This window comes from Maribellus mangrovi, assembly GCF_037646455.1.
Classification (GTDB): domain Bacteria; phylum Bacteroidota; class Bacteroidia; order Bacteroidales; family Prolixibacteraceae; genus Draconibacterium; species Draconibacterium mangrovi_A.
The window spans coordinates 2,004,262-2,030,952 of the sequence record NZ_JBBIXN010000001.1; the positions used below are offsets into that span (position 1 = coordinate 2,004,262).

25 protein-coding genes are annotated in these 26,691 nt (G+C 42.1%); 16 read left to right on the forward strand and 9 right to left on the reverse strand.

Annotation, left to right across the window (positions count from 1 at the left end; all coding sequences use genetic code 11):
- Positions 1 to 24 precede the first annotated feature (24 nt).
- The 3 genes from WFY05_RS07815 to lysA form a co-directional block, all read right to left on the reverse strand.
- A complete protein-coding gene (locus WFY05_RS07815) occupies positions 25 to 588 on the reverse strand; it encodes an L-threonylcarbamoyladenylate synthase (protein WP_340112220.1) in 564 nt (187 codons plus the stop codon).
- 3 nt (positions 589 to 591) lie between these two features.
- Positions 592 to 1,701, reverse strand: coding sequence for a glycosyltransferase family 4 protein (locus tag WFY05_RS07820; RefSeq protein ID WP_340112221.1), 1,110 nt, complete (start codon positions 1,699 to 1,701; stop codon positions 592 to 594).
- A gap of 82 nt (positions 1,702 to 1,783) precedes the next feature.
- Positions 1,784 to 3,049 (reverse strand): diaminopimelate decarboxylase, encoded by a 1,266-nt coding sequence (gene lysA / locus WFY05_RS07825; protein WP_340112223.1) that lies wholly within the window; start codon positions 3,047 to 3,049, stop codon positions 1,784 to 1,786.
- 440 nt (positions 3,050 to 3,489) lie between these two features.
- On the opposite strand from lysA, the gene WFY05_RS07830 reads away from it, so the two are divergent.
- From WFY05_RS07830 to WFY05_RS07865, 8 genes are all read left to right on the forward strand, one after another.
- Positions 3,490 to 4,215, forward strand: coding sequence for an ABC transporter ATP-binding protein (locus WFY05_RS07830; protein ID WP_340112224.1), 726 nt, complete (start codon positions 3,490 to 3,492; stop codon positions 4,213 to 4,215).
- Between the two features lie 66 nt (positions 4,216 to 4,281).
- Entirely contained in the window at positions 4,282 to 5,544 is a 1,263-nt protein-coding gene (locus WFY05_RS07835; RefSeq protein WP_340112225.1) for an ABC transporter permease, read from the forward strand.
- A 34-nt stretch (positions 5,545 to 5,578) separates the two neighbouring features.
- Entirely contained in the window at positions 5,579 to 6,850 is a 1,272-nt protein-coding gene (locus WFY05_RS07840; RefSeq protein ID WP_340112226.1) for an ABC transporter permease, read from the forward strand.
- Positions 6,851 to 6,887: 37 nt separating this feature from the next.
- A complete protein-coding gene (locus WFY05_RS07845; RefSeq protein ID WP_340112227.1) occupies positions 6,888 to 8,018 on the forward strand; it encodes an efflux RND transporter periplasmic adaptor subunit in 1,131 nt (376 codons plus the stop codon).
- A gap of 57 nt (positions 8,019 to 8,075) precedes the next feature.
- Positions 8,076 to 9,413 carry a TolC family protein gene (locus tag WFY05_RS07850; RefSeq protein WP_340112228.1) on the forward strand — a complete coding sequence of 446 codons (1,338 nt, stop codon included), beginning with the start codon at positions 8,076 to 8,078 and terminating at the stop codon, positions 9,411 to 9,413.
- A 145-nt stretch (positions 9,414 to 9,558) separates the two neighbouring features.
- Positions 9,559 to 11,730 carry a DUF5916 domain-containing protein gene (locus WFY05_RS07855; protein ID WP_340112229.1) on the forward strand — a complete coding sequence of 724 codons (2,172 nt, stop codon included), beginning with the start codon at positions 9,559 to 9,561 and terminating at the stop codon, positions 11,728 to 11,730.
- Between the two features lie 170 nt (positions 11,731 to 11,900).
- Positions 11,901 to 12,836 (forward strand): malate dehydrogenase, encoded by a 936-nt coding sequence (gene mdh, locus WFY05_RS07860; RefSeq protein ID WP_340112230.1) that lies wholly within the window; start codon positions 11,901 to 11,903, stop codon positions 12,834 to 12,836.
- A gap of 126 nt (positions 12,837 to 12,962) precedes the next feature.
- Positions 12,963 to 13,388: an aspartyl protease family protein gene (locus WFY05_RS07865; RefSeq protein WP_340112231.1), complete on the forward strand. Its 426-nt coding sequence runs from the start codon at positions 12,963 to 12,965 to the stop codon at positions 13,386 to 13,388.
- On the opposite strand, the gene WFY05_RS07870 is transcribed toward WFY05_RS07865, so the two are convergent.
- Complete coding sequence (locus tag WFY05_RS07870) at positions 13,377 to 13,805, reverse strand: gamma-glutamylcyclotransferase family protein (RefSeq protein WP_340112232.1); 429 nt, start codon at positions 13,803 to 13,805, stop codon at positions 13,377 to 13,379. The genes WFY05_RS07865 and WFY05_RS07870 overlap by 12 nt on opposite strands.
- Positions 13,806 to 13,902: 97 nt before the next feature.
- On the opposite strand from WFY05_RS07870, the gene WFY05_RS07875 reads away from it, so the two are divergent.
- From WFY05_RS07875 to WFY05_RS07905, 7 genes are all read left to right on the forward strand, one after another.
- The gene (locus tag WFY05_RS07875) at positions 13,903 to 14,304 is read left to right on the forward strand and encodes a hypothetical protein (RefSeq protein ID WP_340112233.1); all 402 of its coding nucleotides are present in this window, start codon (positions 13,903 to 13,905) and stop codon (positions 14,302 to 14,304) included.
- Positions 14,305 to 14,411: 107 nt separating this feature from the next.
- Positions 14,412 to 17,426 carry a protein translocase subunit SecDF gene (gene secDF, locus WFY05_RS07880; protein WP_340112234.1) on the forward strand — a complete coding sequence of 1,005 codons (3,015 nt, stop codon included), beginning with the start codon at positions 14,412 to 14,414 and terminating at the stop codon, positions 17,424 to 17,426.
- Between the two features lie 175 nt (positions 17,427 to 17,601).
- Positions 17,602 to 17,922 (forward strand): twin-arginine translocase TatA/TatE family subunit, encoded by a 321-nt coding sequence (locus tag WFY05_RS07885; protein WP_340112235.1) that lies wholly within the window; start codon positions 17,602 to 17,604, stop codon positions 17,920 to 17,922.
- A 25-nt stretch (positions 17,923 to 17,947) separates the two neighbouring features.
- Positions 17,948 to 18,973 (forward strand): calcium/sodium antiporter, encoded by a 1,026-nt coding sequence (locus WFY05_RS07890; RefSeq protein WP_340112236.1) that lies wholly within the window; start codon positions 17,948 to 17,950, stop codon positions 18,971 to 18,973.
- A 28-nt stretch (positions 18,974 to 19,001) separates the two neighbouring features.
- Complete coding sequence (locus WFY05_RS07895; RefSeq protein ID WP_340112237.1) at positions 19,002 to 19,652, forward strand: ABC transporter ATP-binding protein; 651 nt, start codon at positions 19,002 to 19,004, stop codon at positions 19,650 to 19,652.
- On the forward strand, positions 19,649 to 20,428 hold the full coding sequence (locus WFY05_RS07900; protein ID WP_340112238.1) for a TIGR02757 family protein: 780 nt from the start codon (positions 19,649 to 19,651) through the stop codon (positions 20,426 to 20,428). The genes WFY05_RS07895 and WFY05_RS07900 overlap by 4 nt, the downstream gene beginning before the upstream one ends.
- Before the next feature lie 31 nt (positions 20,429 to 20,459).
- Entirely contained in the window at positions 20,460 to 21,173 is a 714-nt protein-coding gene (locus WFY05_RS07905; protein WP_340112239.1) for a tRNA1(Val) (adenine(37)-N6)-methyltransferase, read from the forward strand.
- Here WFY05_RS07905 and WFY05_RS07910 read toward each other — a convergent pair.
- Positions 21,170 to 21,673, reverse strand: coding sequence for a flavodoxin domain-containing protein (locus tag WFY05_RS07910; protein WP_340112240.1), 504 nt, complete (start codon positions 21,671 to 21,673; stop codon positions 21,170 to 21,172). The genes WFY05_RS07905 and WFY05_RS07910 overlap by 4 nt on opposite strands.
- Before the next feature lie 196 nt (positions 21,674 to 21,869).
- Here WFY05_RS07910 and WFY05_RS07915 point away from each other — a divergent pair, with 196 nt between their 5' ends.
- Complete coding sequence (locus WFY05_RS07915; protein WP_340112241.1) at positions 21,870 to 22,550, forward strand: ferredoxin--NADP reductase; 681 nt, start codon at positions 21,870 to 21,872, stop codon at positions 22,548 to 22,550.
- 80 nt (positions 22,551 to 22,630) lie between these two features.
- On the opposite strand, the gene upp is transcribed toward WFY05_RS07915, so the two are convergent.
- The 4 genes from upp to WFY05_RS07935 form a co-directional block, all read right to left on the reverse strand.
- On the reverse strand, positions 22,631 to 23,293 hold the full coding sequence (gene upp, locus WFY05_RS07920; protein WP_340112242.1) for a uracil phosphoribosyltransferase: 663 nt from the start codon (positions 23,291 to 23,293) through the stop codon (positions 22,631 to 22,633).
- A 139-nt stretch (positions 23,294 to 23,432) separates the two neighbouring features.
- The gene (locus WFY05_RS07925; RefSeq protein ID WP_340112243.1) at positions 23,433 to 24,338 is read right to left on the reverse strand and encodes a GNAT family N-acetyltransferase; all 906 of its coding nucleotides are present in this window, start codon (positions 24,336 to 24,338) and stop codon (positions 23,433 to 23,435) included.
- A 77-nt stretch (positions 24,339 to 24,415) separates the two neighbouring features.
- On the reverse strand, positions 24,416 to 25,336 hold the full coding sequence (locus WFY05_RS07930) for a hypothetical protein (RefSeq protein ID WP_340112244.1): 921 nt from the start codon (positions 25,334 to 25,336) through the stop codon (positions 24,416 to 24,418).
- Positions 25,336 to 26,691 carry a polysaccharide deacetylase family protein gene (locus tag WFY05_RS07935; RefSeq protein WP_340112245.1) on the reverse strand — a complete coding sequence of 452 codons (1,356 nt, stop codon included), beginning with the start codon at positions 26,689 to 26,691 and terminating at the stop codon, positions 25,336 to 25,338. The genes WFY05_RS07930 and WFY05_RS07935 overlap by 1 nt, the downstream gene beginning before the upstream one ends.

Below are 26,691 nucleotides of genomic sequence, written 5' to 3' on the forward strand. Positions count from 1 at the left end.
TGCTTACTTGTGTAAGCAGCTTCTTCATTTTCTGATAATATCGATTTGTCCTCCTGGCCCCAGTTTTATAATACTCGATGGCGTTGCCGGTGCGGTATCGTCCTGCCGGTACTCTACAATGTAATCAACAGAACTTTTAATGTATTCCGAAATTTCATCGAAAAAAGCGGGTGATTTTTCGCCACTGACATTGGCTGATGTGGAAACCAGCGGCCTGCGTAAACGCTCCAGAAGCTTACCGGTAAATTCCTCTTTTGTAAATCGAATACCGATACTTCCGTCTTCGGCGATCAGGTTTTTAGCCAGGTTCTTTGCTCCCGGATAAATAACGGTCAAAGGTGTGGTGGAAATTTCCACCAGATCCCACGCTACTTCAGGCACTTCGTCGACATAACGATCGAGCAAAGCCGGATTTTCCATCAGCACCAGCATGCTTTTTGAATCTTCGCGTTTTTTAATCTCGTAAATGCGCTTTACGGCTTCCTCGTTTGTAGCGTCACATCCAATTCCCCAAATGGTATCGGTAGGATATAGGATTACGCCACCTCCTTTCAAAACTTCCAGTGCTTTTTTTATATCGTCGTACATGGTTTATCCGATAATTTCGTTGTACAGTTTCAACAGTCTTTCTGCGTATTTCTGTGGCTGAAATTCCAGCGCCCTTTCATTTCCTTTCGTGATCAATTCAATTCTGAAGGTTTCGTCATTCAATATTTTCGAGATCTGTTTTCCCAGTTCTTCCACATCGTCGGGCGAGCAGAGAATTGCAGCATCGCCGGCAGTTTCGGGCAGGCACGAAGCATTAGAAGTGATCACCGGACATTCGCAGGCCATGGCTTCGATCACCGGCAATCCAAAACCTTCGAAAACCGATATATACACCGACAGCTCTGCAAGTTGGTAAATTCCGGCAAGGTCCTTCTCAGGAATATTTTTCAGAAAAATCACTTTATCTTTTATTCCTTTTTCGGCGAGGTATTTATGAATGTCGTTGCAATACGAAGTTGGATTACCGACCAACACAAGCGGTATATCCAGTCCTTCGGATTCCATTGCCTGAAGTATAGATAACTGGTTTTTACGTTCTTCAATCGTCCCGACAGCCAGAATAAATTTTTCGGGCAACTTGTATTTTGCTTTTACTTTTTCGGTTTCGGCAGGTTCAAAAAATAAAGGCGAGATGGACTGGTGAAGAATTTGAATCTTGTCGGGTGCAGTACCGATGTATTTAATAATATCGGCCTTGGTCTGTTCGCTAATGGCGATGACTTTGGTAGCTGACTTGCAGGCATACTTCACTTTCTCGAAATAAAGCTTCCGGTCGATGTATTTATAAAACTCCGGATATCTAATAAAGATCAGGTCGTGAATGGTCACCACCGACGGAACTTTGGTTTTGTGAATTCCGTTGGGCAGTTCGTTGCTCATTCCATGGAAAAGGTCGAGCTGATGCTCTTCCAGCTCCTGGCTCAAATGATACGATCGCCACAACGATTTTTTGATTTTCGACGTTGAATCAGGGGGTGCTATAATCTCAAAAGCTTCCTGATTATTCAGCATATTCGCTTTTACATCAGGAGTGAACAGGAAGTATTGGTTTTCAGGAAAAAATTTCTGAAGTGCATTCAATGCATTCCTGGCATAATTTCCCAATCCCGAAGTATTTAAGAAAGCTCTTTTTGCGTCGTATCCAAGTTTCATTTTATCGAAATTCAGTTCCCCTAAAATAACAAAAAAGGCCGGCTAAAATTGCCCGGCCTCTGTATTTTTGACTGTCGTTTATTTACGCTTTAAAATCTTTCAGCCCGTCGAAGTCGAGTGTAGCAAAATAATCTTCAACCGTTTCGGCCCGACGAATTTGGGCGATCTCGCCGTTTTCCCGCAACAATATCTCAACCGATTTTAATTTTCCGTTGTAATTAAAACCCATAGAGTGCCCGTGCGCACCTGTATCGTGGATCACTACAATATCATCCGATTCCAGTTTTGGCAGCATGCGATCGATGGCAAATTTATCGTTGTTCTCGCACAACGAGCCGGTAACGTCGTATTTGTACTCCGCTTTTTCGTTTTCTTTTCCCGGAACTGAAATGTGGTGATAAGCTCCGTATAGTGCAGGCCGCATGAGGTTGACCATACAGGCATCGAGCCCGGCAAACGATTTATAGGTTTCTTTGATGTGGCGCACTTTTGTTACCAAATATCCGTAGGGTCCGGTAATTGCACGTCCCAGTTCGAAAAATAATTTAAGCGGTTTCAGTCCGTTACCGATTATAATTTCGTCGTATACTTTTTTAACCCCTGCACTTACATATTCCAGGTCAACCGCTTTTTCGCCCGGACGATAAGGAATACCAACTCCGCCACCCAGGTTGGCAAATTCAATCTCAATACCGGTTTTCTGGTGAACCTCGAGCACGAGTTTAAACAGCAACTCGGCAGTTTCGATAAAGTAGTCGTTATCCAGTTCATTGGAAGCTACCATGGTGTGAATACCAAAATGTTTAACGCCTTTATCTTTCAGCATTTGGTAGCCTTCAAGCACCTGCTTGTGGGTAAATCCGTATTTGGCTTCTTCCGGATGCCCGATGATCAGGTTCCCGGCTTTCAGGTCGCCCGGGTTGTAACGCATGCATATTTTCTCGGGCAGTCCAACGTGTTTTTCCACATAATCGATGTGTGAAATATCGTCGAGATTGATAATTGCACCCATTTCTTTGGCCATCTGAAACTCGTAGGCCGGCGTATCGTTCGAAGTGAGTATGATCTCGTCGCCGCTCATTCCAACACGTTTTGCCAACTCCAATTCAGCTACCGAGCTACAGTCAATCCCAAAACCTTCCTCCTTTAGAATTTTCATCAAATACGGATTCGGCGCGGCTTTAATCGCATAATATTCCTTAAAACCTTCGTTCCACGAAAAGGCCTTGATAAAACGTCGTGCATTTTCGCGAATGGCCTTCTCGTCGTATATATGAAAAGGTGTCGGAAATTTTTCAATAATCGTTTCTAACTGTTCTTTGCTAAACGGTAGTTTTTTGTCTGCCATGTTTTGTCGTATTATAAGGAGTACAAAAGTAATCTTTCTGCTTAATTTTAATAGAATCAGTCTAAATAAACCTGTATTTTCGAATCGAAGATTTAACCACTCGTTTACATTCTACACAAATATATCAAAAGCATAATGCAGTTCCGGGAAGTACCGGTTGTTGTTCATCGATTCTAACCGGAGTATCAAAACGAAAAAAATCTGTCACCAAATCATACTTCGTGCGTCACATAGTAAAAGTAAACAGGAATATATCAGAAAGATGAATGGTTTAAAATACTTGAAATCGGAATTAAGATACTGTTTACTTGTTAAAAACAGTAGTTCATCGAAAAAATAACACAGAACATCCTGATTTTTAACAAATTTATACTGAAAACCTGAATCGGTCAGGAAACGAAAACAAAAACAAAAAACAATACTTTAAACAAGTTCAAGCCATGATTAATCTTAAAAATGTTCACAAATCGTATGTTACGGGCCACAATTCGCTCCATGTTCTTAAAGGTATCGACCTCGATATTGAACAGGGTGAATTTGTGTCGATCATGGGATCGTCAGGATCGGGGAAATCTACACTTCTGAATATACTTGGTATCCTGGATAACTACGACGAAGGCTCGTATCATTTAAACGGATCGCTGGTCAAAGAAATGTCGGAGAAAAAAGCTGCTCAACTTCGAAACGAGTTGGTTGGTTTTGTTTTTCAGTCATTCAACCTTATTTCGTTTAAAAATGCCATGGAAAATGTGGCGCTTCCACTTTACTATCAGGGTGTTGCACGTAAAAAGCGCAATAAAATCGCCATGGAATACCTCGAAAAAGTAGGATTGCTGGAATGGGCGACTCACCTTCCGAGCGAAATGTCGGGCGGACAGAAACAACGCGTTGCCATTGCCCGTTCACTCATTTCGCAACCCAAAATTATTCTTGCCGACGAGCCAACCGGAGCGCTCGATACCAGCACTTCGTATGAAGTTATGGAAATTCTGAAGGAAATCAACAACGACGGAATTACGATAATACTGGTAACACACGAACATGATATTGCTGCCATGACGCAGAAGATTGTGCGCCTGAAAGACGGCAAAATTGATGAGGTCATCAAAAATGGCGAACTCAAGCATTTTCAGCATCAATACGCAAAAGAGCTGGAAACAGCGTAATCTCAGTCTCTGCGCTCAGTTTACGGGTACGTTCAACCTTGAACTCTGAACTATAAACTAAAAACAATGTTCGACATAGATAAATGGCAAGAGATCTTTGCCACCATCAAAAAAAATAAAATGAGGACCTTCCTCACTGGCTTCAGTGTTGCCTGGGGAATTTTTATGCTGATGATCCTTTTAGGTGCCGGAAATGGCCTGAGCAATGGAGTTTCGCAAAATTTTATGCGCGATGCCATTAACGCCATGTGGCTGTGGGGAGGCCGAACCAGTATACCTTATCATGGTTTACAGGAAGGCCGCGAGATCCGATTTACCAATGCCGATTACGATATTTTAAAAGACCTGGAAGGAATTGAATATACTTCAGGCCGCTACTACATTGGCGGAAACCAGTTTTCGTATGGAAATGAATACGGAGAATATACCGCTATTACCTGTCACCCGGATTTGAAAGAAGTAGAGTCGATCGATGTTATTGAAGGTCGTTTTATCAACCAGGTCGACATCAATCAGACCCGCAAATCGGTGGTACTTGGAAAAGACATTTATGATGCATTGTTCAAAGAAAAAGATGCCATTGGCGAATACGTTCGCGTAAATAATATTCCGTTCAAAGTAGTTGGTATTTGCACAGAAGGTGGTGGTACGCGTCATCGAAATGCTTACATTCCGGTTACCACTGGTCAGAAAGTATTCAACGGTTCGAACCGCCTGCACAATTTTGCACTTACCATCAATGCCGAAACACTCGAAGAAAGCCAGGCCATTGAAACCCGGGTAAGAAATACCATGGCGCGTAAACATAAATTCGATCCTGATGATGAATCAGCAATGGGATCGTACAACAAACTGGAAGATGTCATCCAAACCATGAAGCTTTTTCAGGCCATCGACATATTTATATGGATCATTGGAATAGGGACTTTAATAGCCGGAGTTGTGGGAGTCAGCAACATCATGTTGATCGTGGTAAAAGAACGTACCAAAGAAATTGGTATTCGCAAAGCCATTGGCGCCAGTCCGCGTTCGGTCATCGGACTTATTCTTCTTGAATCGATACTGATAACCACGGTGGCCGGTTACATAGGACTGGTGTTGGGTACCGGACTGATGGAACTCATCAGCTTGTTTGTGGAAAAACAATACGAAATGCAGGCCGCAACAAACGGAGGAAACGGCGAAACCTTGTTCCTGAATCCAACAGTTGACCTGGGAATTGCTATGACAGCGACTTTGGTATTGGTGGTTGCCGGTGCCATTGCCGGTTACATACCCGCCAAACGTGCGGCTCGAATAAAACCAATTGTAGCATTGCGCGATGAGTAACGATGACACTTTGAACTTTAAACTCTGAACTAAGATGTTTGATTTAGACCTTTGGAAAGAAATATTAAGTGCCTTAAAGAAAAACCGGATGCGTAGTTTTATGACCGCTTTCGGAGTATTCTGGGGAATATTCATGCTCATTCTTATGTCGGGGGCTGGGAAAGCTCTGGAAAATGGAGTTATGGATGGAATTAGTGCCTTTGCTTCCAATTCGGCATTTTTCTGGACCGAGCGCACCGGTAAACCGTATAAAGGTTTTCAACGCGGACGGAACTGGATCTATTCCAATACCGATATTCAATACATAAAAACAAACGTAAGCGACATTGAATACCTTTCACCCCGTTTGTTCGGGCCCAATGCCAATTCGGGCGATAATACCATTCGAGGTGAAAAAACCGGTGCATTCAATATTTATGGCGATTATCCCGAATTCTTTAAAATCGATCCATGGACACCTCTGCAAGGACGACTGATCAATGATATTGACATCATGCAAAATCGCAAAGTGATAAATATTGGCGAACGCGTGGTTGAGGTGATGTTTGACGAAGGAGAAGATCCGATAGGTCAATACCTGAAAGTTAACGGAGTGTATTACCAGGTTGTTGGAGTAATAAAAGGTGAAACCCGTGTGAATATTGGCGGAGGGAGAAAACCGGAAACCATCATCATGCCTTTTACTACCATGCAGAAAACTTACAATTATGGCGATGACGTCCATTTTTTCTCGGTCACTTCAAAGCCAGGTGTGCCGGTTAGCCGACTGGAATCGCGTTTAAAAGAATTGCTTAAAAAGCGCCACAGCATTGCGCCCGACGATATGCAGGCAGTAGGATCTTTTAATATTGAAGTGGAGTGGAAAAAATACATGGGATTGTTCACCGGGATACAGGTGCTTACCTGGATCGTGGGAATAGGTACGCTTCTGGCGGGAGTTATCGGTGTAAGCAATATCATGCTGGTGATCATCAAAGAACGTACGCAGGAAATTGGCATCCAGCGCGCCATTGGAGCAACACCCGGGAAAGTGATTTTACACATCGTTGCTGAAAGTGTATTCCTAACTGTAATGGCAGGTTATATAGGCCTTGCTTTGGGAGTCGGCTTACTGGAGCTGATGAATATGGCACTTGAAGCCAATGCAGGCAATGCCGACGACATATTTTTCCGTCATCCTGAAGTGAGCTTCCGAATGGCAGTTGGTGCATTGACCGTGTTAGTGGTTTCCGGAATATTCGCCGGAATGATACCGGCAAGACGAGCTGTGAGTATTAAACCGATCGATGCATTAAGAGATGAATAATAGACTGAATTAATAAAACAAAAAACAATAAAAAGCGATGAAAAAGATTTTTAGATTTTTAGGAATTGCAATATTAATTGCAGCATTTGGCGGAACGTTGTTCTTCCTGTACAACAAATCGAAAAAGAAACAGGATTTCTATGAAAATAAGAATCCGTTTTACAGCGAAGTAGTCATGAAAACGGTAGCTACCGGTTCGGTGGTTCCGCGTTACGAAATTGAAATTGTACCCCAGGTTTCAGGAATTATTGATGAACTGTATGTGGAGGCCGGAGATAAAATTACAAAAGGCCAGATTGTCGCCCGCATCAAGATCATTCCTGACATGGTAACTTTAAATGCAGCTGAAACCCGGGTAAACCGCGCGAAGATCAATTATGAGGATGCCCAGATCGACTACGAACGTCAGCAAAAACTGTTCGATAAGGAAGTGATTTCCTACGAAGAATTCAAAAACGCTAAGCTGGCATACGATTCTGCTAAAGAAGAAGTAACTGCGGCCGAGAACAACCTCGATCTCATTAAAAACGGTGTAACAAAAAAGGCAGCAACGGCTACTAATACACTGGTTCGTTCAACCATCAACGGTATGGTGCTCGATGTTCCGGTTGAAGTTGGGAATTCAGTTATACAGGCCAATACATTTAATGCGGGAACTACAATCGCTTCGGTGGCCGACATGTCGGACATTATTTTTGAAGGCAAAGTGGATGAAACCGAAGTAGGAAAAATTAAGGAAGGAATGCCTATTGAATTGGAAATAGGTGCTATCGACAAAGAAAAATTTGGAGCTGTTCTTGAATACATTTCACCAAAGGGTGTTGAGGAAAACGGAGCCATTCAGTTCGAGATAAAAGCAAATGTTCAGCTAAAAGAAGGACAGTTTATTCGTGCGGGATACAGTGCCAATGCCAACATCGTACTCGACAGCAAAGACAGTGTAATGGTTATTCCCGAAGGCTTGCTTCAGTTTGAAGATGATTCGGCCTTTGTGGAAGTAAACACCGGAACGCTGGAAGAACCGCACTACGAAAAACGCAAGGTGAAAACCGGGTTGTCCGACGGCATAAACATTGAAATTACTGAAGGTCTGGATTTGAAAGATAAAGTGAGGGGAGAAAAAACCGATCCAAAAAAGTTGAATGAAGAAACCAGCAATCAAGGCTAATTTTAGGTGATTGTGAAAGGTTTATGTAAATTAGTCGCCAACAAAAAACAATATCAAATGAAGAATCTAACAGCCTTGATAACCGGAGTGCTTCTGCTCGCGTTTACCGGCCCTTTAAAGGCGCAGCCAACGTGGGACCTGCAAAAATGTTTCGAGTATGCCATCGAAAACAATCTCCAGATCAAACGACAACGAATTAATGCGCAATACAACGAGAACCTCGTTAAACAGGCCAGAAACGATAAGTTACCAAACTTGAATGCGCAATTGGGGAACGACTTTAGTTTTGGTCGTTCGCTGACCTATGATAACACTTACGACAACATTAACTCGGCAAGTGTTTCGGGAGCAGTGAATACAAACATGACGATATTTAACGGCATGACCCTGACAAATACGGTTAGGCAACGTGAACTCGATTTACAGGTTACACTGCAGGAGTTGGAAAAAACCAAGGACGATATTATGTTGGGCATTGCCGCTGAATACCTTCAGATTTTGTTTGCCGAGGAGGTAATTGAGGTTACTAAAGCAAATATTGAAGTTACAAAAGGCCAGATCGAACGAACAAAACAATTGGTTGAAGCCGGTAGTGCTGCCAGAGGTGCTTTGCTCGAAATTGAAGCCCAACTGGCGCGCGAAGAACTCCAACTAGTAAATAATCAGAACGATGTACAGTTGTCGTACCTGAATTTATACCAGTTCCTCGATCTGCCGATTTCGGAAAGTTTTAAGATTGAAAAACCTAAATTACCCGAGATCCAGGCCAACCTGACCATTATGAATGCCTTTGACGTATTCAGCAATGCCATCAATACCCGACCTGAAATAAAAGCAGCCCAATTGCGTGTTGAAAGTGCGATGAAACAGCTTGATATTGCAAAAGGAAATCAGTATCCGAGTTTGAGTTTTGGCGCCAATTATTACAATTTGTTCAACAACCAGTATACCGATATTTATGGCGACCGCATTGATTTTGGTGAGCAGTTAAAAAACAACAGCCGCTCCAGTCTGGGATTAACTTTAAATATCCCGATCTTCAATCGCTTCCAGGTACGAAACGGGATTACCAATTCGGAGTTGCAAATTGAAGATTACAAATTCCAGTTGCAGACTGCCAGGAACGTGCTGCGAAAAGATATCGAGCTGGTATACACCAATGCGCTGGCAGCTTTAAATCGTTACATTTCAACACAAAAAGCAGTAACTTCAATGGCGGAAGCTTTTCGTTATACCGAAGAAAAGTTCAATGTTGGAATGATCAACTCGGTGGAATACAACCAGAGCAAGAACAATTTAACGGTTGCTCAGTCTGATTTGATACAGGCAAAATACGAATACATTTTCCGTACAAAAATACTTGATTTCTACAACGGTGTACCGATCACTTTGTAGCCAATCATGCTTGAACATTGTTTTTTGTGCCCTGGCGTTTACCGTCAGGGCTTTTTGTTTTGTACTACTTCAGCTCTTTGTCAGTATAACAAATTCAATATCTTTGTGAGCACTGTAAAAAACCGATATCAATTAAACTAATACAATGAGACCGGCACTGTTGCTTGTAATGTTGTTTTTGGCGGGTTCACTTGTTGCCGGAAACGATATAAAATGGAAGAAGGATACTGTTTCAACCACATTTAATCACAATTTTATTTACCATGTAAAAAAGGCAAAATCGGAAATTCTTATTGATGGAATTTTTGATGAGCCGGCCTGGCAGGTCGCTCAGAAAACCGATAATTTTTTCAGGGTCCTGCCTGTTGATACCGGTTATGCAACGCAGCCTTCAACCATTATGATGACCTATGACGACAAAGCACTTTACCTGGCCCAGATTTTTTACGATACCATTCCGGGTAAACGCGTAATGGAGTCGTTCAGGCGTGATTTTAGTTTTGGTAACAACGATAATTTCCTGGTATTTTTTGATACTTTTCTCGATCAGACCAATGGCTATTCGTTTGGAATTTCGGCCTCGGGGGCAAAATGGGACGGAACCATGAGCAACGGACAAAACAGTCTGCTCGACTGGGATTGTAAGTGGGAATCGAAAACCCGGCATTACAAAGACAGATGGGTGACTGAAATGCGTATTCCGTTTAAATCGCTTCGTTACCCAAATAACAGTCAAACCTGGTATGTGAATTTTAGTCGTCTCGACTTGAAATCGGATGAGAAATCGGCCTGGGCGCCTGTCCCAAGGCAGTTTCCAACAGCCTCTCTGGCCTACACCGGAGTAATGAAATTTGAGGAACCGCTGCCAAAATCAAAAACCCAGCTCTCATTCATACCTTATATTTTCGGGGGAGTTTCAAAAGATTTTGAAGCAGGAACGGATGCCGATTATCGAAAGGATTTTGGCTTTGATGCCAAGGTGGGCTTATCGTCATCGATGAACCTCGACCTGACATATAATCCCGATTTCGCCCAGGTTGAGGTGGATCAGCAAATTGCCAATATCGACCGTTTCGAGTTGTTCTTTCCCGAGAAGCGACAGTTCTTTCTCGAGAACAGCGATTTGTTTTCCGATTATGGATATCACACTTCTACTCCTTTCTTTTCGCGTCGCATCGGTTTGGATGCACCTGTTTTGGCCGGGGCACGATTGAGCGGGAAAATCGGAAACGACTGGCGTGTTGGATTTATGAATATGACCACCGAAAAAACCGATGATTTTCTGGCGCGGAATTTTACAGTGGCCTCGGTACAGAAAAAGGTGTTCTCGCGCTCGAATTTAGGAGTGATTGCCGTTAACAAAGAATACCTCGATGTTCCTTCAGATACCAGCGTGTACAACCGCGTTTTTGGATTTGATTTTAACCTGGCAACTAAAGATAATTCTTGGGATGGTAAATTCTTCTACCACCGTTCGTTTCAACCCGAAAATCCCGATAAGCAATACTCGCAGGGGGCTGCACTTTCCTACCAAACAAAACATGTTCGGGTGGGACTTTACGAAACATCGATAGGTGAGAATTACAGAGCCGAAGCCGGATATGTTCGACGTACCGGGTATAATTTTATAGGACCTACGTTTAATTATTCGTTCGTGCCCAATAAAAGAGTTGTCAGTCATGGACCGCAACTTAAACTGGATAACTATTTCGATTCTGAATATTCAAAAATCGAACACGAGTACGAGTTTCAATACGAGTTTCAATTTCAGGATCGATCGGAATTTCAGTTAAAGTACACACATAATTACGTGGAGCTGCAAGACGATTTTAATCCAACCAGCGACGAAACCAATTATTTACCGGCAGGCTCCGAATATAATTTTGGAGGAATCACAGTAGAATATACTTCTACCCGAAAAACGCTGTTCAATTATGAAGTTGAGCTTACAAAAGGATCGTTTTACAGCGGTGATGTTCAATACGTAAAAGGCGAGTTGGGGTATCGATTTCAACCTTATGTAAACCTGACAATGAATTTCAATTATACCGATCTGGATTTAGGTGCTCCTTTCGAACGCGAAAAGTTCCTGCTTTTTGGACCCAAAATGGACATTACTTTTTCGGATAAAATATTCTGGTCGACTTTTGTACAATACAACGAACAAATCGATAACCTCAATATCAATTCCAGGTTTCAATGGCGCTACCAGCCTGTTTCAGATATTTTTCTGGTGTACACCGAAAACTATTTTACAGGAACCTGGAATTCGCGCAACCGGGCAATTGTGCTGAAAATGACCTATTGGTTGAACTAATTAAATCATTCAAATAGATAGAGAAATATATATTTACGGAAACGTTAAGCCCGTTTAAAGGGGTGATTTTACCTTTTATACATCGGGAAAATATTTTATATTTGCGTGCCTTAGAACAAATTGACAGCTAATTGATTAGAAAAACAAATTTCAATAAAACAATTAATAAAATGAAGGTAACTGTAGTTGGAGCAGGAAATGTTGGAGCAACCTGCGCTCAGATTGTAGCCGAGAAAAATATTGTACAGGAAGTTGTACTGTTAGACATTAAAGAAGGTGTTTCTGAAGGGAAAGCCCTTGATTTGTGGCAAACCGCACCGATCAACTGGTACGACTCTCGTTTGGTAGGTTCTACCAACGATTATACAAAAACTGCTGATTCTGATGTTGTTGTGATCACCTCAGGTGTTCCGCGTAAACCCGGAATGAGCCGCGACGACTTGATTTCGATCAACGCAGGTATTGTGAAAAGTGTAACCGAGAATGTGGTTAAGTATTCACCAAATGCCAAGATCATTATCGTTTCGAATCCACTTGATGTGATGACTTACGCTGCTTATGCTACAGCTAAATTGCCAAAAACCCAGGTAATGGGTATGGCAGGAATTCTGGATACGGCACGTTATCGTGCTTTCCTGGCAGAAGCACTGGATGTTTCTCCACGTGATATTTCAGCCTTGTTAATGGGTGGTCACGGCGATACCATGGTACCGCTGCCACGATATACCACTGTTGCAGGTATTCCTGTAACCGAGTTGATCGACGACGAAAAACTGAATGCCATTGTTGAACGCACCAAAAAAGGTGGTGGCGAATTGGTAAATCTGATGGGAACTTCGGCCTGGTATGCTCCGGGTTCGGCAGCTGCCCAAATGGTTGAGGCCATTGTACTCGATCAAAAACGTGTTTTCCCTTGCTGTGTGAAACTGGAAGGCGAATACGGATTGAACGATATGTTTGTTGGTGTTCCTGTAAAACTGGGTAAAAACGGTGTTGAAGAAGTAATTGAAGTGAAGCTGAACGAAGCTGAAATGGAATTGCTGAACAACTCGGCCGGTGCTGTAAAAGGTGTGATGGAAGTGCTTGACGGAATGAATATTTTGTAATTATCGATTTCTGAAAATATAAACGGTTGATTCTTTCGAGTCAGCCGTTTTTTTGTAGTAAACTGAGGTGTCAACAAAAGAATGAAGAAAGCTTCGGTTGAAAAATGAATTTATTAAACTGCTTTTATGCGCTATAAAATTCCCATCGAAATCATAGAATTGGAAAAAGACAATTATCACCTCGTAGTGAACTCGGTATTTGTGAACGGAGAAATGGGATACTGGGTGATTGATACCGGGGCGTCGAAATCGATCTTCGATAAAGGCCTTGCCGACTTTTATTCGATAATTGAAGGAAGAACCGAAAATCTACATTCGGCGGGAATTAGCGAAGAACCTTTAAAAAGCGAAGTGGCCACCATGAAACCGTTCTCGTTTGCCGGAATGAAGATAGAGAACATGCAGCTTGCAGTTTTAGATTTGACCCACATTAACGAACTGTATTCGGCCAGCACCGATATGGAGATATGTGGATTGCTTGGTGGCGATTTTTTGGTGAGCCATAAGGCGGTTATCGACTACAAAAAAAAGCAGCTTGTATTACGAAAATAATTTGGTGAACTCTGTAACCGTTTCCGGAATCACAAACCTGATGTAGTCATTCAGGTAGTGTTTTTCAAAATTCTCGATGTTCCAGTCGGGCCCCGTTAAAAGCTCTGCTTCGGCATTCCACACAAAAACCAGTGCCAATATTTTTTTCCCGTCAAGAGATACTTCCAGTTCGCGGCAATCGTAATCATCGCCTTCGTAAAAACGCAGCAATTCCAGCGATCGCGCATCTACGTCGAGCACTAGTTTACCCTTAACAAGTTGGCTTTCTTCTTCAACAATGGCCGGGTAATCGCCCATTGCAACGCGCAAACGTTTAAAGTTTTTCAGTTCGGCATCCTTGGTTTCAAACGACCTTCCGGTAAGGCCTTCCAGTATCTCGGGAAAAAGTAAAGTTCCATATACAAAAACATGTTGCATAAAATGCTAGCTTTAAAATGGATGCCCTAAATTTAACAGCTTCGCTTTTGGAAACCTGAAGGATTTAGGTATATTTGCTCCGCTTAAAATTAAAGCATTGAAAATTAAAGCTTACATAACAAAAAAGGTGCTGATCAGGTTAGTCGTTTTTGCGGCATTGATCGGCGCAGCTTTGGTGCTCGATTCTTATTTTGAGAAAAATCCGGCCGACCTTGACAAGATCGAGGCAGGTGCCGAACAACACAATTCGGAACAAGGTGAAGTTTATATTCTGGCTCAGGTCGCACCATCAACGGTAAAAACTTCGGTTCAGAAAACTTCGGTTCGGGATCAGCGAGTTGAAACACACACTAAATTTTTGCGGAAATACCATTCCATCAGAAATTATCAGGTACTCAAAGCAGAAAGGATTCAACAAACTACTCCGTTGATCACTTCGTACCATTACCTGGTGTTTCAAACCCATCTTTTCTCCCCCGACGAAGATCCTTTGGCGTAAATCTTTTAACCGTATTTAGCATCAGCTTGCGCACTGTGTGAGCTCGTGTATTTCATTTGAATTCAATCAAATTATATTTAAGAATAAACATTTAAATTCATTCAAAAATGCAAAACAAAGGTGCAATTTTAACATTTGCAATTCTGTTGGCTGCTGTTTGCGTTTACCAGTTATCGTTTACCTGGAAATCGCAGCAGATTAAAAAAGATGCCATCGAGTATGCACAAGGCGATCCTGATCTGGAATACCAGTATCTGGATTCAATGGCCGGAGAAGTTGTTTACAATTTCCTTGGGCTGAAAAAATTTAGTTACAAAGATGTCCGCGAGTTGGAAATGAACCTCGGACTCGACCTTAAAGGGGGTATGAACGTAACCCTTCAGGTAGAAGTGAAAGACATTATCCGAGCCATGTCGAACAACAGTTCCGACGAAACTTTTAACAAAGCGCTGGCACGTGCCGATCAGTTACAGGAGAATTCTCAGGAAGACTATGTAACCCTTTTCGGGAATGCTTTTGAAGAAATCGATCCGAATGCAAAACTGGCTTCGATTTTTAATACGCTGGAATTGCGCGATCGCGTAACTTTCAACAGTACAAACGCCGAAGTGCTCGACATCATCCGTACAGAAACAAATGCGGCAATCGATAACGCATTCAACATTATCCGTACGCGTATCGACCGTTTTGGTGTAGCACAGCCTAACATTCAGCAGTTACAAACACGTGGTCGTATTTTGGTTGAACTCCCTGGAGTAAAAGACCAGAACAGGGTACGTACACTGCTTCAGGGAACGGCTAACCTCGAATTCTGGGAAACCTATAACAACTCAGAGGTTTATCCTTACCTGCTTCAGGCAAACGAAAGAATAAAAGAGTTGGAATCGTTGGCAAAAGAGAATCAAACAGAAGAAGTTGCCGATGAAAACGCTGCAGAAACTGAGAGTGTTGAAGCTGACAAAACCAAAGAAGAAAATTCGCTTCTGGCTGAAATGGAAGCCGAATCTGAATCCGATACCACTTCGGCTATCGATAACCTGGCAGATTTCCAGAACCAGTATCCCTTATTTGCGGTACTGAATCCAAGCACCGATCAAAGTGGACAGTTATTTCCTGGTCCGGCAATTGGTATTGCAGCAGCAAAAGACACTTCGAAGGTAAATGCATACCTGCACATGCCACAGGTAAGAAGTTTATTTCCTCGCGATATGATTTTCAGATGGACTGCCAAATCGGTTGATGAGGCTGGTTTGTACTATCGTTTGATAGCGCTGAAAGTGACAACACGAGACGGAAAAGCTCCGCTTGATGGAGATGTTATCACCGATGCACGTCAGGACTTCGATCAAATGGGATCGAATCCTGAAGTATCGATGCAAATGAATAGTGAAGGTGCCAAAGTTTGGCAACGTATGACCAAAGAAAACGTGGGTAAATCAATTGCCATTGTTCTCGACGGTTATGTACGTTCATTCCCAAATGTTATCGGAGAGATTTCAGGTGGTCGTTCAAGCATTACCGGATTAGAGAGCATTGAAGAGGCAAAAGACCTTGCAAACGTATTGAAATCGGGTAAAATGCCGGCTCCTGCGCGTATTATCCAGGAAGAAATTGTAGGACCTTCGCTGGGACGAGAAGCGATTCAAAGTGGATTCCTTTCGTTTGCCATCGCATTCGTATTAGTACTGGCCTACATGTTGTTCTTCTACAGTAAAAATGCCGGGTTGGCTGCTAACATTGCTTTGCTGGCCAACATGTTCTTCATTATTGGTATTTTGGCATCGTTAGGTGCTGTACTTACATTGCCCGGTATCGCCGGTATCGTACTTACCATTGGTATGTCGGTTGATGCGAACGTGCTTATTTATGAACGTGTTCAGGAAGAATTACGAGCGGGGAAAGGTGTTAAACTGGCCATCTCGGATGGTTATAAAAATGCCTATTCAGCCATTATCGACGGTCAGGTTACAACCTTGTTGACCGGTATTGTACTTTACCTGTTTGGTTCAGGTCCGATCAAAGGTTTCGCAACAACCTTGATCATTGGTATCCTGACCTCACTTTTCTCAGCTATATTTATTACGCGTTTAATTTTCGAGGCCTACCTGAAAAAAGGTGGACGCATCCTGTTTACTTCAACCATGACAGAGAATTGGTTGCGCAACACCAAAATCAAATTCATCGAAAAGAGAAAAGTTGCTTACATTATTTCAGGTGCACTGATCGTTCTTTCAGTTGGTTCCCTAGCAACCCGTGGCTTAAATTACGGTATCGACTTTAAAGGTGGCCGTACCTACGTAGTTCGCTTCGATGAACCGGTTCAGGTTGCTGATGTTCAGGCTTCACTGACTGGTGTTTTCGAGTCAGCTCCCGAGGTGAAAGTATTTGGTGAAAGCGATCAGGTAAAGATTACTACTGATTTCCGCATTGACGACCGCAGTGAAGATGTTGACAACGAAGTTGAAGCTCTGTTGATGAAAGGATTGCAGGAAGGTGGATTTATTGGGCAGGATGTAAGCCTACAAGAGTTTACCGACAATTATCAGCAAAGTTCACAAAAGGTTGGTCCTACCATTTCGGATGACATCCGTAAAGATGCAGCCATTGCGATCAGTTTCTCACTGCTCATCATCTTTCTATACATTTTGCTACGTTTCCGTAACTGGCAGTACGGACTTGGAGCTGTTGCCGCACTGGCACACGACTCGCTGATTGTACTGGGGATTTTCTCATTGCTGCACGGTGCACTTCCGTTCTCGCTCGAGATCGACCAGGCATTTATTGCGGCAATTCTTACGGTTGTGGGTTACTCCATCAACGATACTGTGGTTGTATTCGACCGTATTCGTGAAACGATGGGTCTGCATCCAAAACGTCGTACTGAGGAGAATACCGACGAAGCACTTAACAGCACACTGCGCCGTACCTTTAGTACATCGCTATCTACTTTTGTAGTATTGCTGGCGATATTCCTCTTTGGAGGTGCAAGTATTCGCGGCTTTACATTTGCGTTGCTGGTGGGTGTTGTTGTAGGTACTTACTCATCGATATTTGTTGCAACTCCAATTGCTTACGATTTTCGTAAACGGGTCGCAAAAGTGATTGCAAAACGTAAGAAATAATTGTATCACACTCTATATTAAAAGAATCCGGCCGATTTTTCTGGCCGGATTTTTTGTTTATTTCTACCCTAGGTTTTGTTGCCCCACCTTATGATTTAGCCTTCCAAAAATATCTTTCAGCATCCGTCTTCCAACTTCTGGCTTTTACTATATTTGTGTTTTAAATTTAATGGCAATGTTGAGTTTGTTATTCATAAGCGGAGGAGAAATTGTATTGGTGATGTTGCTGGCTTTACTTTTTTTTGGCGCCAAAGCCATTCCTGATATCGCCAAAACACTGGGTAAAGGTATGCGTGAGTTTAAAAAGGCTACCAACGAGATAAAACGCGAATTCGACGACTATTCTTCTGATATTAGAAAAGACATCGATGAGGTTGCTTCTACCGTAAAAAAGGAGACCAATCAAATAAAGCAGGACATCGATAAAGTTTCTTCAAAAGTTGAGAAGGAATCAAAAGATATTAAAAAGGGCCTTGATGAGAACCTCAAGGATTAAAACCTCCGGTTAAATAAATCATTTGATGATAATTGTTTACATATTGATTTTGCTGGCCACCTTTGTGGTGTTGGCACGCATAGTCGATTTATTTTTTATTGCATCCTTAGATCGGATTTCAAAGGATCTGAAACTGTCGAGCGATGCCGCCGGAGCTACTCTAATGGCTGTTGGATCGAGTGCCCCGGAATTGTTTGTTGCGCTTTTTGCCGTAATGAAACCCGGGGAACACGATGCGATCGGTATTGGCAGCATTGTGGGGAGTGCTATTTTTAACTTGCTGGTAATTGTTGGTGCAGCTGCGGTGGTACGAAAAACCAGACTTACATGGAAACCGCTGGTACGCGACTTGTTCTTTTATACCCTTGCAGTAACCTTGCTTGTGTTTTTCATTTGGGACGGAAGTTTTGATATGATGGAAGCTGCTATATTTCTCGGAGTGTACATTCTCTATGTGGTGGCCGTAGTTTACTGGCGTAAAATTCTTCCGTATGAAGATACCGGCGATGATGTGGAAGATGCACATGCTGAAGAGAACAAGTGGACAAAGTACCTCGATAATGTTTTACGTTTTTTCTTTCCACGAAAGGAAAAATATTACCTCGTTTTCGTGGTATCTATTCTGTTAATTGCAGCGTTAAGTTATGTTTTGGTTGAAGTGGCCGTTGCATCGGCACATATCCTGAATATTCCCGAAGCAATTATTGCGTTGACGGTACTGGCGGTAGGAACATCTATTCCCGATCTTTTTTCGTCGATTATCGTGGCCAGACAGGGACGGGGCGACATGGCAGTGAGTAATGCCATCGGTTCCAATATTTTCGACATACTTATTGGGCTTGGTTTGCCGTTTATGATAGTAATGTTCTCATCGCATAAAACCATTGAAGCGGGAGGCAACCTTATTCGTTCGGTGATTATTCTGTTCGGATCGGTACTTCTGCTGATGGTACTTTTAGTATTGCGACGGTGGAAAGTGGGTAAACCAACAGGTATAATCCTGATTTTGGTTTATGTAGCCTATGTTATTTACGAGATAATAAAAATGTAATTTTACGTCAGTTTTAATATTCCTTGATTTGATAAAAGCACAAAACATACACAAATCATTTGGCCAGCTTGAAGTGTTGAAAGGCATCAATCTGGAAATTCCACTGGGGAAAATTTATTCGATTGTGGGAGCCAGTGGTGCCGGTAAAACAACACTGCTTCAAATTCTCGGAACTCTGAGCAAACCCGATTCAGGCGAGATTTATTTTGGCGACCAGAAAGTATCAGCGCTGAAAGAAAAGCAACTGGCTGCTTTCAGAAACAACGAAATTGGTTTTGTTTTTCAGTTTCATCACTTGCTACCCGAATTTACTGCACTAGAGAATGTGTGTATCCCGGCTTTTATTGCTAAAACGCCAAAGGCAAAGGCGGAGGCAAAGGCTAAGGAATTGCTGGCTTATCTTGGGTTGTCCGACAGAGTGGAGCACAAACCTTCGGAACTTTCGGGGGGCGAAAAACAGCGGGTGGCCATGGCACGTGCACTGATCAATAATCCGTCGGTGGTAATGGCCGACGAACCCTCGGGGAACCTCGATTCAAGCAACCGCGACGAATTGCATGAGCTACTTTTTAAGTTGCGCGATGAAATGGGGCAGACTTTTGTCATCGTTACCCACGAAGATCACTTTGCCGAACGTTCCGATAAAATTCTTCACATAAAAGACGGCGTAATCGAATGACGTTTTTCCCAATGAAACGTGATGATCTGAAAGATTTTCTGGACGAAAAAGCAGAGGAGTTTAATCGCCCGGCGTTTATCGAGACTGATCCCATCCAGGTGGCCAAACAATTTTCGGAGAAAGGGAACATCGAGATAGCAGGATTTCTTATCGCGACCATTTCGTGGGGCAACCGTGCAGCCATCATTAAAAATGCGCTGCGTTTAATGGAGATGCTCGATAATCAACCTCATGATTTTGTTTTGAATGCTTCACAAGAAGAACTGCAAAACTTGCAAAAGTTTGTGCATCGCACATTTAACGGTCACGATTTGATCTACTTCATCCAATCTTTGAGAAATATATACACAAATCATGTTGGACTTGAAAGGGTGTTTGAAAACGGATTTCAGAAAAACGGATCAGTTTATGACGCACTCCAGTATTTTTTCAAGGTGTTTTTTGAAAATGATGGGGAACGTACCCGAAAGCATGTACCCAATGTGTTGAAAGGTGCATCGGCAAAACGTTTGAACATGTACCTGAGGTGGCTTTGCAGGAACGACCGGGTCGGTGTTGATTTTGGCTTGTGGAAAGGAATTCCTCAGTCGGCACTGATGCTTCCGCTCGATGTACATACCGGAAATGTGGGGCGTAAATTGGGGCTGCTGCATCGAAAATCAAACGATTGGAAAGCAGTGGAAGAAATCACGGCTAATCTTCGTAAATTCGATCCTGACGATCCTATCAAATACGACTTTGCGCTATTTGGTTTGGGTGTGTTTGAAAAATTTTAATTTTTCTGACTTAGCGGCTTTGTGAGAGATTATGGGCAAAAACAACTTTTTTCAGTTTAAGCAATTCAGAATTACACAGGAACGATCGGCTATGAAAGTGGGAGTTGATGGAGTTCTGCTGGGAGCCTGGACCGATGTACAAAATTGCAGCCGTATTCTCGATGTGGGTACCGGCACCGGATTAATTGCTTTAATGCTGGCACAGCGTTCAAATGCACAAATTACCGCTGTAGAAATTGAAAAAAACGCTGCAGATGAAGCAGCCGAAAATATTTCAGTATCGCCCTGGAAAGAGCGTGTAGAGGTGCGAAATAGTTCGTTTCAGGAGTTTGCAGCCTCTACCGACGAAAAATTCGATCTTATTGTTTCTAACCCCCCGTTTTTTAGCAAGTCTTTGCCGGCGTCCAACACCGAACGCAGCCTGGCCCGTCACAACCATGCCTTGTCGTTTACGGATCTCATACAATTGTCTTCTAAACTGTTGAGCACCGAGGGAAGGATATCTGTGGTATTGCCTGTTAATGCATTTGGGGAAATTTCAGAGATCGCCGCCCGGGATTTACTGTATTTGCAACGGATGACCGAAGTCAACCCAAAATCTGAGAAATCCGTCACCAGGATTCTGGCAGAGTGGGGCAAAACAGAAACAGCCCCTGTTAAGGACTGCATTACTGTTTATAAAGACGAGGATTTATTTTCTGATTCCTATGTGAAATTAACCCGGGAGTTCTACCTCAAATTTTAAACAAAGAACAGGAAAGGATTAAAGATCTTGTTCATGTTATTCGAGAAAGAATGAATGGCTTCGTAATTCACTTTCGAAGTGTTCTGGTTGATCTTAGCCACTTTCTTTACGATCATTTTTTCCAGGAAATTCATTTTGTCGAAATTGAATTCGCCGCCGAGGCATGCTGTGGCTTTTGCATGTTTCAGTAATTCTTCGGGATAAGCTTCCTGCAATTGAGCCTCCGCTTTTTCGCCGTCTTCCATGCAGCAGATAAATAAACCCAATTCGGTTTTTTGCAGAGCTTCCAAATTCTTTTTGCAAAATTCCTTTACTTTCTTTTGGATCTGTCCGGCATGGATAGAACCGCCGATAACAACACGGTCAAATTCGCTCAAATCAGGTTCTGGTTCCATTTTCAGGTTACAGGTGCTTACTTCTTCTCCTAAAAATTGTTTGATTTCTTTAACTACTTTCTGGGTGCATCCATGTGTAGTGCAATAGGTGATTAGTGTCTTCATTTTGTTAATTGTTTTTGGCTTTCGAATAAATAATGCTAATGTGTGTTCAAAAATTTCTATCTAAAATACAGGTTCAGTAAAGAACATTTGTGTTAATAATCGGTTAATTGTTAGTATTAATCGGTAAAAATAAAACACCAAAAAGTATTTAATTAAAAAAATTGTATTTTTGCCCCTGTTTTAAATGAATAATACCATGGCAATTGATATGAAACCAGAAGTTCAAATTGATACAAACTACTACAAAATAACGGGGATAAGGCAGTTAACTGAACATGCTTTTATACTATCGTTGCCCAAAATCCGGTTTCGGTTTGTAGCAGGACAACATGTATCCTTATCTATCCCGGGCGACTACCAAAGTCGTGAATATTCGATTTACAGTGCTGAAGGTGGCGAAAACCTGGAGGTTTTGGTAAAGGAAGTTGACGGAGGTTATTTTTCACCAAAACTGAAACACCTTAAAGTTGGCGACATGGTAGAGGTCCATGGGCCATTTGGTAAATTTGGACTCGACGAGAAGAACCTTGAAACGCACAAACATGTTTTTATCGCCAGTGGTACAGGACTTGCACCATTTCACAGCATGGTAAAGAGTAATCCGGGATTGGATTACCAGGTTATTCACGGCGTGCGCTACACAAATGAAGCTTACGAGAAAGATCACTACGATGCGGATAAATTCCTTCTGTGTACATCGCGCGATCCTAAGGGCGATTTTCAAGGACGCCTTACCGAATACCTCAAGAAAGCCGATTTCGATAAAAATACCTGCTTTTACCTTTGTGGTAATTCCGATATGATTTTCGATTCAATGGAAATCTTAAGAGAGAAAGGTTTTGAAAGAGAGAACATTAACGTTGAAGTATATTTCTAAATAACGATTTAAAAGTTGTTGAGAGAGTCGATAAGTGTCATTCCAGGCTGAATTCAGCGGAATGGCATTTTTATTTTAACTTATTTCGAATCGATTTTTTCTCCAAAAGCCAGGTCACCCGCGTCTCCCAGTCCGGGAACGATGTATGATTTTGGAGTCATTTCAGGGTCAACTGCGCCGAGCCAAAGCGTTACATTATCGGCCGTAATTTTTTCTTTTACGTAATTCACCCCTTCCTCGCTGGCAATTATTGCTACCAAATGAACATGAGCTGGAGCACCTTTGCTGAACAGTGCCTCGTAACCGATTTCCATCGATTTTCCCGAGGCCAGCATTGGATCGGATAAGACCACCACTTTGTCGTCGAGCGAAGGAGATGCCATGTACTCAAATTCGATTTCAAATTCACCACCCTCGGTATATTTTCTATAAGCCGAGATAAAACAATTCTCGGCTCGATCAAAAATTCGAAGCAATCCGTTATGAGTGGCAAGTCCGGCACGCAGAATTGTTGCCAGGACCGGTTGACGTTGTAATTTCGGGACGCGGGCAACACCAAGAGGTGTCGTCACATCTTCCACATCGTACTGCATTGTTTTGCTGATCTCGTAGGCGAAAATCTCGCCAATCCGGTTCAGGTTGTCGCGAAAACGAAGTGGATCCGTTTGGATGTTGGTATCGCGGATTTCCGCCAGGTAGTGATCGAGTATCGAATGATTGTGCCCTAAAATTTTAATGTCCATTGCGGTCAGTTTTTCTGATATGTTGAAATATTCTTGAATCCCGGCTGTGCAATATTTAATCTTCGCCGGAAGAAAGCTTAAAAATAGTTTTTTAATACTTTTGGTTGAACATACTTCTCAAAAAAAAGAGTCTAAATTATTATCGATTGATAATTGTATTTAGGAAACGGAAATAGTATACCGAGTAAAAACTTTCAGATGAAGCACTATACCCTTTATTTCTATAACTGATTGATTTAATATTAGATCCGGCAAAATCCATGGTGGTTCCAGAGCCTGAAAATTTCCTGATAACATGATCGATGAGTAAATACTGAGCCTTGTTCTTTCTTCCTTTTTGTGAAGCTGCTGAATGAAAAATAGCCCTACCCCTAAAGAACGCCAGCATTATTACAGCATCCGTTTCATTATCACTTTTTATACGGCAGCCATAGGTTTTTAAGTGTTTATTTATTCGTCCGCACAACGGTCGAAAAACATCAAATATACCTTCAAACTCCGAAAATTTACCAGATGCAGAATGTATTCCAATGTAGTCATTGCAGAACTCGCTCACCTCAATGTTTTCCTCAATTTTCAGATTCTGCTTTTTAGCTTTCCTGATATTCTTTTTATGGTTTTTCGAATATTTGCTTTGTAAATCTTTGTAATCGCTATCCAGTTTTAGAAAGTCCAGATTATTTGAACTGAGTTTTACTTTGTTCGTCTGGAGATGATTGTATGAATTAAAACTATAGTGAACATGGTGAAAGCTTTTTGGAATTGACTCAACGAAAGCTGTGGAATTTTGCTCAACTTTTTCTTTCGAACCGAAAATACCTAGACGGTGGGTATAATAAGGGACAAATAAATACTTAATGCCATATTTTCGTCGCCAGGTAAGAGGCATTACAGCTTCGTAATCGTCCAAAACCAAAACATCCCAGTTGGGCGATACACAATCGAGATACCATGAAAGTGCATACATCAGTCCGTTGTGGCTCTTCTCAATGCACGCGTCCCACTTTTGCTTATCAATCTGGCTATGTTTTAAGTATTTTATCATGATCGAAACAGTGATGATGCAGGTAAGCATCGAGCCGGATATTTGCTGATATCATGAAAACGTTCTGTCATGTCAGTTTATCGTTTAATCCACTTTAAGGGCAAAGGTAAACGATTAAAATGAAGCTGAAAATAAGTTTCGGGAGTGGCACCAAAACCGGCAAAAAAGCGGGCAACTCCCGGTAATATTGAACCTTCGAAATCGAGGGTGAGGTTTTTCCCGGCATGTTGTTTAATAAATTCATTGATCAGAAAATACATTCCGCCCAGTGATTTTCCAAGCTCGCTTGAAACCGCATTTAAATAGATCACACGGTCTTTCCACTGACAAAAATAAACGGCAGCACATAATTCGTTATCGGGTGAGTAGACGCCGTAAATCTCACCAAAACCTTTGTATTGACCGTAAGCAATTATATTTTTCAGCGTGGCCATCGACGAATTTGGTAGTTCCGATTGCAGGTTTTTTGCCTTAAACTCGAGGTAAGTTTCCAGCCGGATGCCTTGTATTACTGATAATTGTTGCTTGCCGGCCTTATTTATAATTCGCTTTGTATTGCTCGAAAAGAACTTACTGATATCGTGGTAATTTCCGGCAAGTGGCAACAAATAATTTTTTTTTGGCTCGAAACTCATGGAAGCCACCTCTTTCGCAGGCAGGTTGCCTGCATTCAGGTGGATCTTCGCATACCGAAAGTGCTTGTCGAGGTAATGGTAAAATTGCCGGGTAATGTTGCTCGTTGGTGTTGGATAAATTCCAAGTTGTTGCGAGAATATGGGCTGATACAAATATCGAATACCAAACTTTTTACGTATTGGAAGTGGCATTACAAATTCGTAATCGCCTAAAACCAGTGCGTCCCAATAAGTTGCAGTGCGATCGAGGTGCCAGGTGTTGGCGTAAATGCGGCTGTTAATGGAGCCATCGATGCAAGCGTCCCACTTTTCGTAGTCAATATCCTGATGCTTAATGTATTGGAATTCTGTTTTTTCTGTCATTAAATGTGTACTTCCTCTTCTTTGTTGTGGGTAACATTTTCTTTGGCCCACTCAAATCCCAGCCTGTTCATTTCCTCAAAAACTTTTTGGTACCCTTCCCAAATTCCTTTGTCGTTTACCGTTTCGTTGTGCCAAACACTAACAAAAGTACCACCTACTTTTTTTACTTCGCTCATAATAGCTGTAATTTCTTCCAAAGCTTTTTGAGGCGACAGATGCAGGTAATAAGGAAAAGTGCCGTCAAGTATTTGAAACGGAACGACGAGCAGGTTTGTTGTGCTTTCGCGTTCCAGGTCATAGAAATAATAAGGCGTACAAATGCCTGCGCGGAATCCCGGCATGCACGAGTAACCCATCGTATAATCTTCATTGATGCCGCTTTTTATCAATCTGCGGTACGATTTTGGGAATTTAAGAGGCAGAAAATGTTGCCGGCTGATTCGCACATCTTCTCCCAAAATACTTTCAAGACGGGCACGTTCAACACCTGTTTTTTTACGGTTTCCTTTTTTGCTCGATGCAAACGAAGGATGGATGCCAACTATGTATTTTTTTCGAATATTGCGAATAAGTTTTTGGTAGTTTTTATTGTGGGGCGAGATGTTCTTGTCGAATCGGGCATAATCGCCTAAAAGGATAAAGAACTTCACTTTATCTTCGTTGCCTTTGAACACGGAATCTATGTATTCATAAGTGTCGTAAGGATCTTTTTCTTTACCACGCAGTACCTGCATACGTTCGTTAAATTCGGAGGGATGCTTAAAAAATGAGCGCAACAAACTTGCTCCCTCCCGCAGAAGACCCTTGTTTTTATAGGCCCAGGCATTGTCGATATCGATGGTTGAAATAAACCGAAATGGCGTTTCTCCGAACTGTAGCACCGGGTAATGTTCTTTGAGTTTTTGCCCCAGCAGCTTGGCCCAAATATTGACCACCGGTTTCTGCAGCAAATCGTACTTGGTTAATATGCTATTTTTGGCGTGAAAACGATCGAGATGATCGCGCTCTGTTTCCGTATATTCTTCATGTCTCGAGACCAGGTAAAACGAGGCGGCCAGCGGATCGAAAGGCAGATCGGAATCTTTCGAGCTTTCACAGAAGTATTTGTTGCCTTCGTACCAAACCGGTTCTATGTTGGGTTTTATCATGGCCCGCGAAAACATTAAACGATGCGGTTTAATGTAAAACTCATCGTCGAACTTATCGGTTGAATAATTCAGTTTTGGCAGATCTGTTTTTCTGAATTCCGATGAGTTTGTAGAAAAAGCAAACTCGGTCTGCAATAATTGATTAAAAATGAGTTTCGATATATATTCTATTCGTGGGTTGACTTTTTTTACATAGATCAGTATCAT

Bases quoted from the DNA above. Each gene is read 5' to 3' on its own strand.
- WFY05_RS07815 (WP_340112220.1), bottom strand. From the start codon at position 588: ATGTACGACGATATAAAAAAAGCACTGGAAGTTTTGAAAGGAGGTGGC.
- WFY05_RS07820 (WP_340112221.1), bottom strand. From the start codon at position 1,701: ATGAAACTTGGATACGACGCAAAAAGAGCTTTCTTAAATACTTCGGGA.
- lysA (WP_340112223.1), bottom strand. From the start codon at position 3,049: ATGGCAGACAAAAAACTACCGTTTAGCAAAGAACAGTTAGAAACGATT.
- WFY05_RS07830 (WP_340112224.1), top strand. From the start codon at position 3,490: ATGATTAATCTTAAAAATGTTCACAAATCGTATGTTACGGGCCACAAT.
- WFY05_RS07835 (WP_340112225.1), top strand. From the start codon at position 4,282: ATGTTCGACATAGATAAATGGCAAGAGATCTTTGCCACCATCAAAAAA.
- WFY05_RS07840 (WP_340112226.1), top strand. From the start codon at position 5,579: ATGTTTGATTTAGACCTTTGGAAAGAAATATTAAGTGCCTTAAAGAAA.
- WFY05_RS07845 (WP_340112227.1), top strand. From the start codon at position 6,888: ATGAAAAAGATTTTTAGATTTTTAGGAATTGCAATATTAATTGCAGCA.
- WFY05_RS07850 (WP_340112228.1), top strand. From the start codon at position 8,076: ATGAAGAATCTAACAGCCTTGATAACCGGAGTGCTTCTGCTCGCGTTT.
- WFY05_RS07855 (WP_340112229.1), top strand. From the start codon at position 9,559: ATGAGACCGGCACTGTTGCTTGTAATGTTGTTTTTGGCGGGTTCACTT.
- mdh (WP_340112230.1), top strand. From the start codon at position 11,901: ATGAAGGTAACTGTAGTTGGAGCAGGAAATGTTGGAGCAACCTGCGCT.
- WFY05_RS07865 (WP_340112231.1), top strand. From the start codon at position 12,963: ATGCGCTATAAAATTCCCATCGAAATCATAGAATTGGAAAAAGACAAT.
- WFY05_RS07870 (WP_340112232.1), bottom strand. From the start codon at position 13,805: ATGCAACATGTTTTTGTATATGGAACTTTACTTTTTCCCGAGATACTG.
- secDF (WP_340112234.1), top strand. From the start codon at position 14,412: ATGCAAAACAAAGGTGCAATTTTAACATTTGCAATTCTGTTGGCTGCT.
- WFY05_RS07885 (WP_340112235.1), top strand. From the start codon at position 17,602: ATGTTGAGTTTGTTATTCATAAGCGGAGGAGAAATTGTATTGGTGATG.
- WFY05_RS07890 (WP_340112236.1), top strand. From the start codon at position 17,948: ATGATAATTGTTTACATATTGATTTTGCTGGCCACCTTTGTGGTGTTG.
- WFY05_RS07900 (WP_340112238.1), top strand. From the start codon at position 19,649: ATGACGTTTTTCCCAATGAAACGTGATGATCTGAAAGATTTTCTGGAC.
- WFY05_RS07905 (WP_340112239.1), top strand. From the start codon at position 20,460: ATGGGCAAAAACAACTTTTTTCAGTTTAAGCAATTCAGAATTACACAG.
- WFY05_RS07910 (WP_340112240.1), bottom strand. From the start codon at position 21,673: ATGAAGACACTAATCACCTATTGCACTACACATGGATGCACCCAGAAA.
- WFY05_RS07915 (WP_340112241.1), top strand. From the start codon at position 21,870: ATGGCAATTGATATGAAACCAGAAGTTCAAATTGATACAAACTACTAC.
- upp (WP_340112242.1), bottom strand. From the start codon at position 23,293: ATGGACATTAAAATTTTAGGGCACAATCATTCGATACTCGATCACTAC.
- WFY05_RS07925 (WP_340112243.1), bottom strand. From the start codon at position 24,338: ATGATAAAATACTTAAAACATAGCCAGATTGATAAGCAAAAGTGGGAC.
- WFY05_RS07930 (WP_340112244.1), bottom strand. From the start codon at position 25,336: ATGACAGAAAAAACAGAATTCCAATACATTAAGCATCAGGATATTGAC.
- WFY05_RS07935 (WP_340112245.1), bottom strand. From the start codon at position 26,691: ATGATACTGATCTATGTAAAAAAAGTCAACCCACGAATAGAATATATA.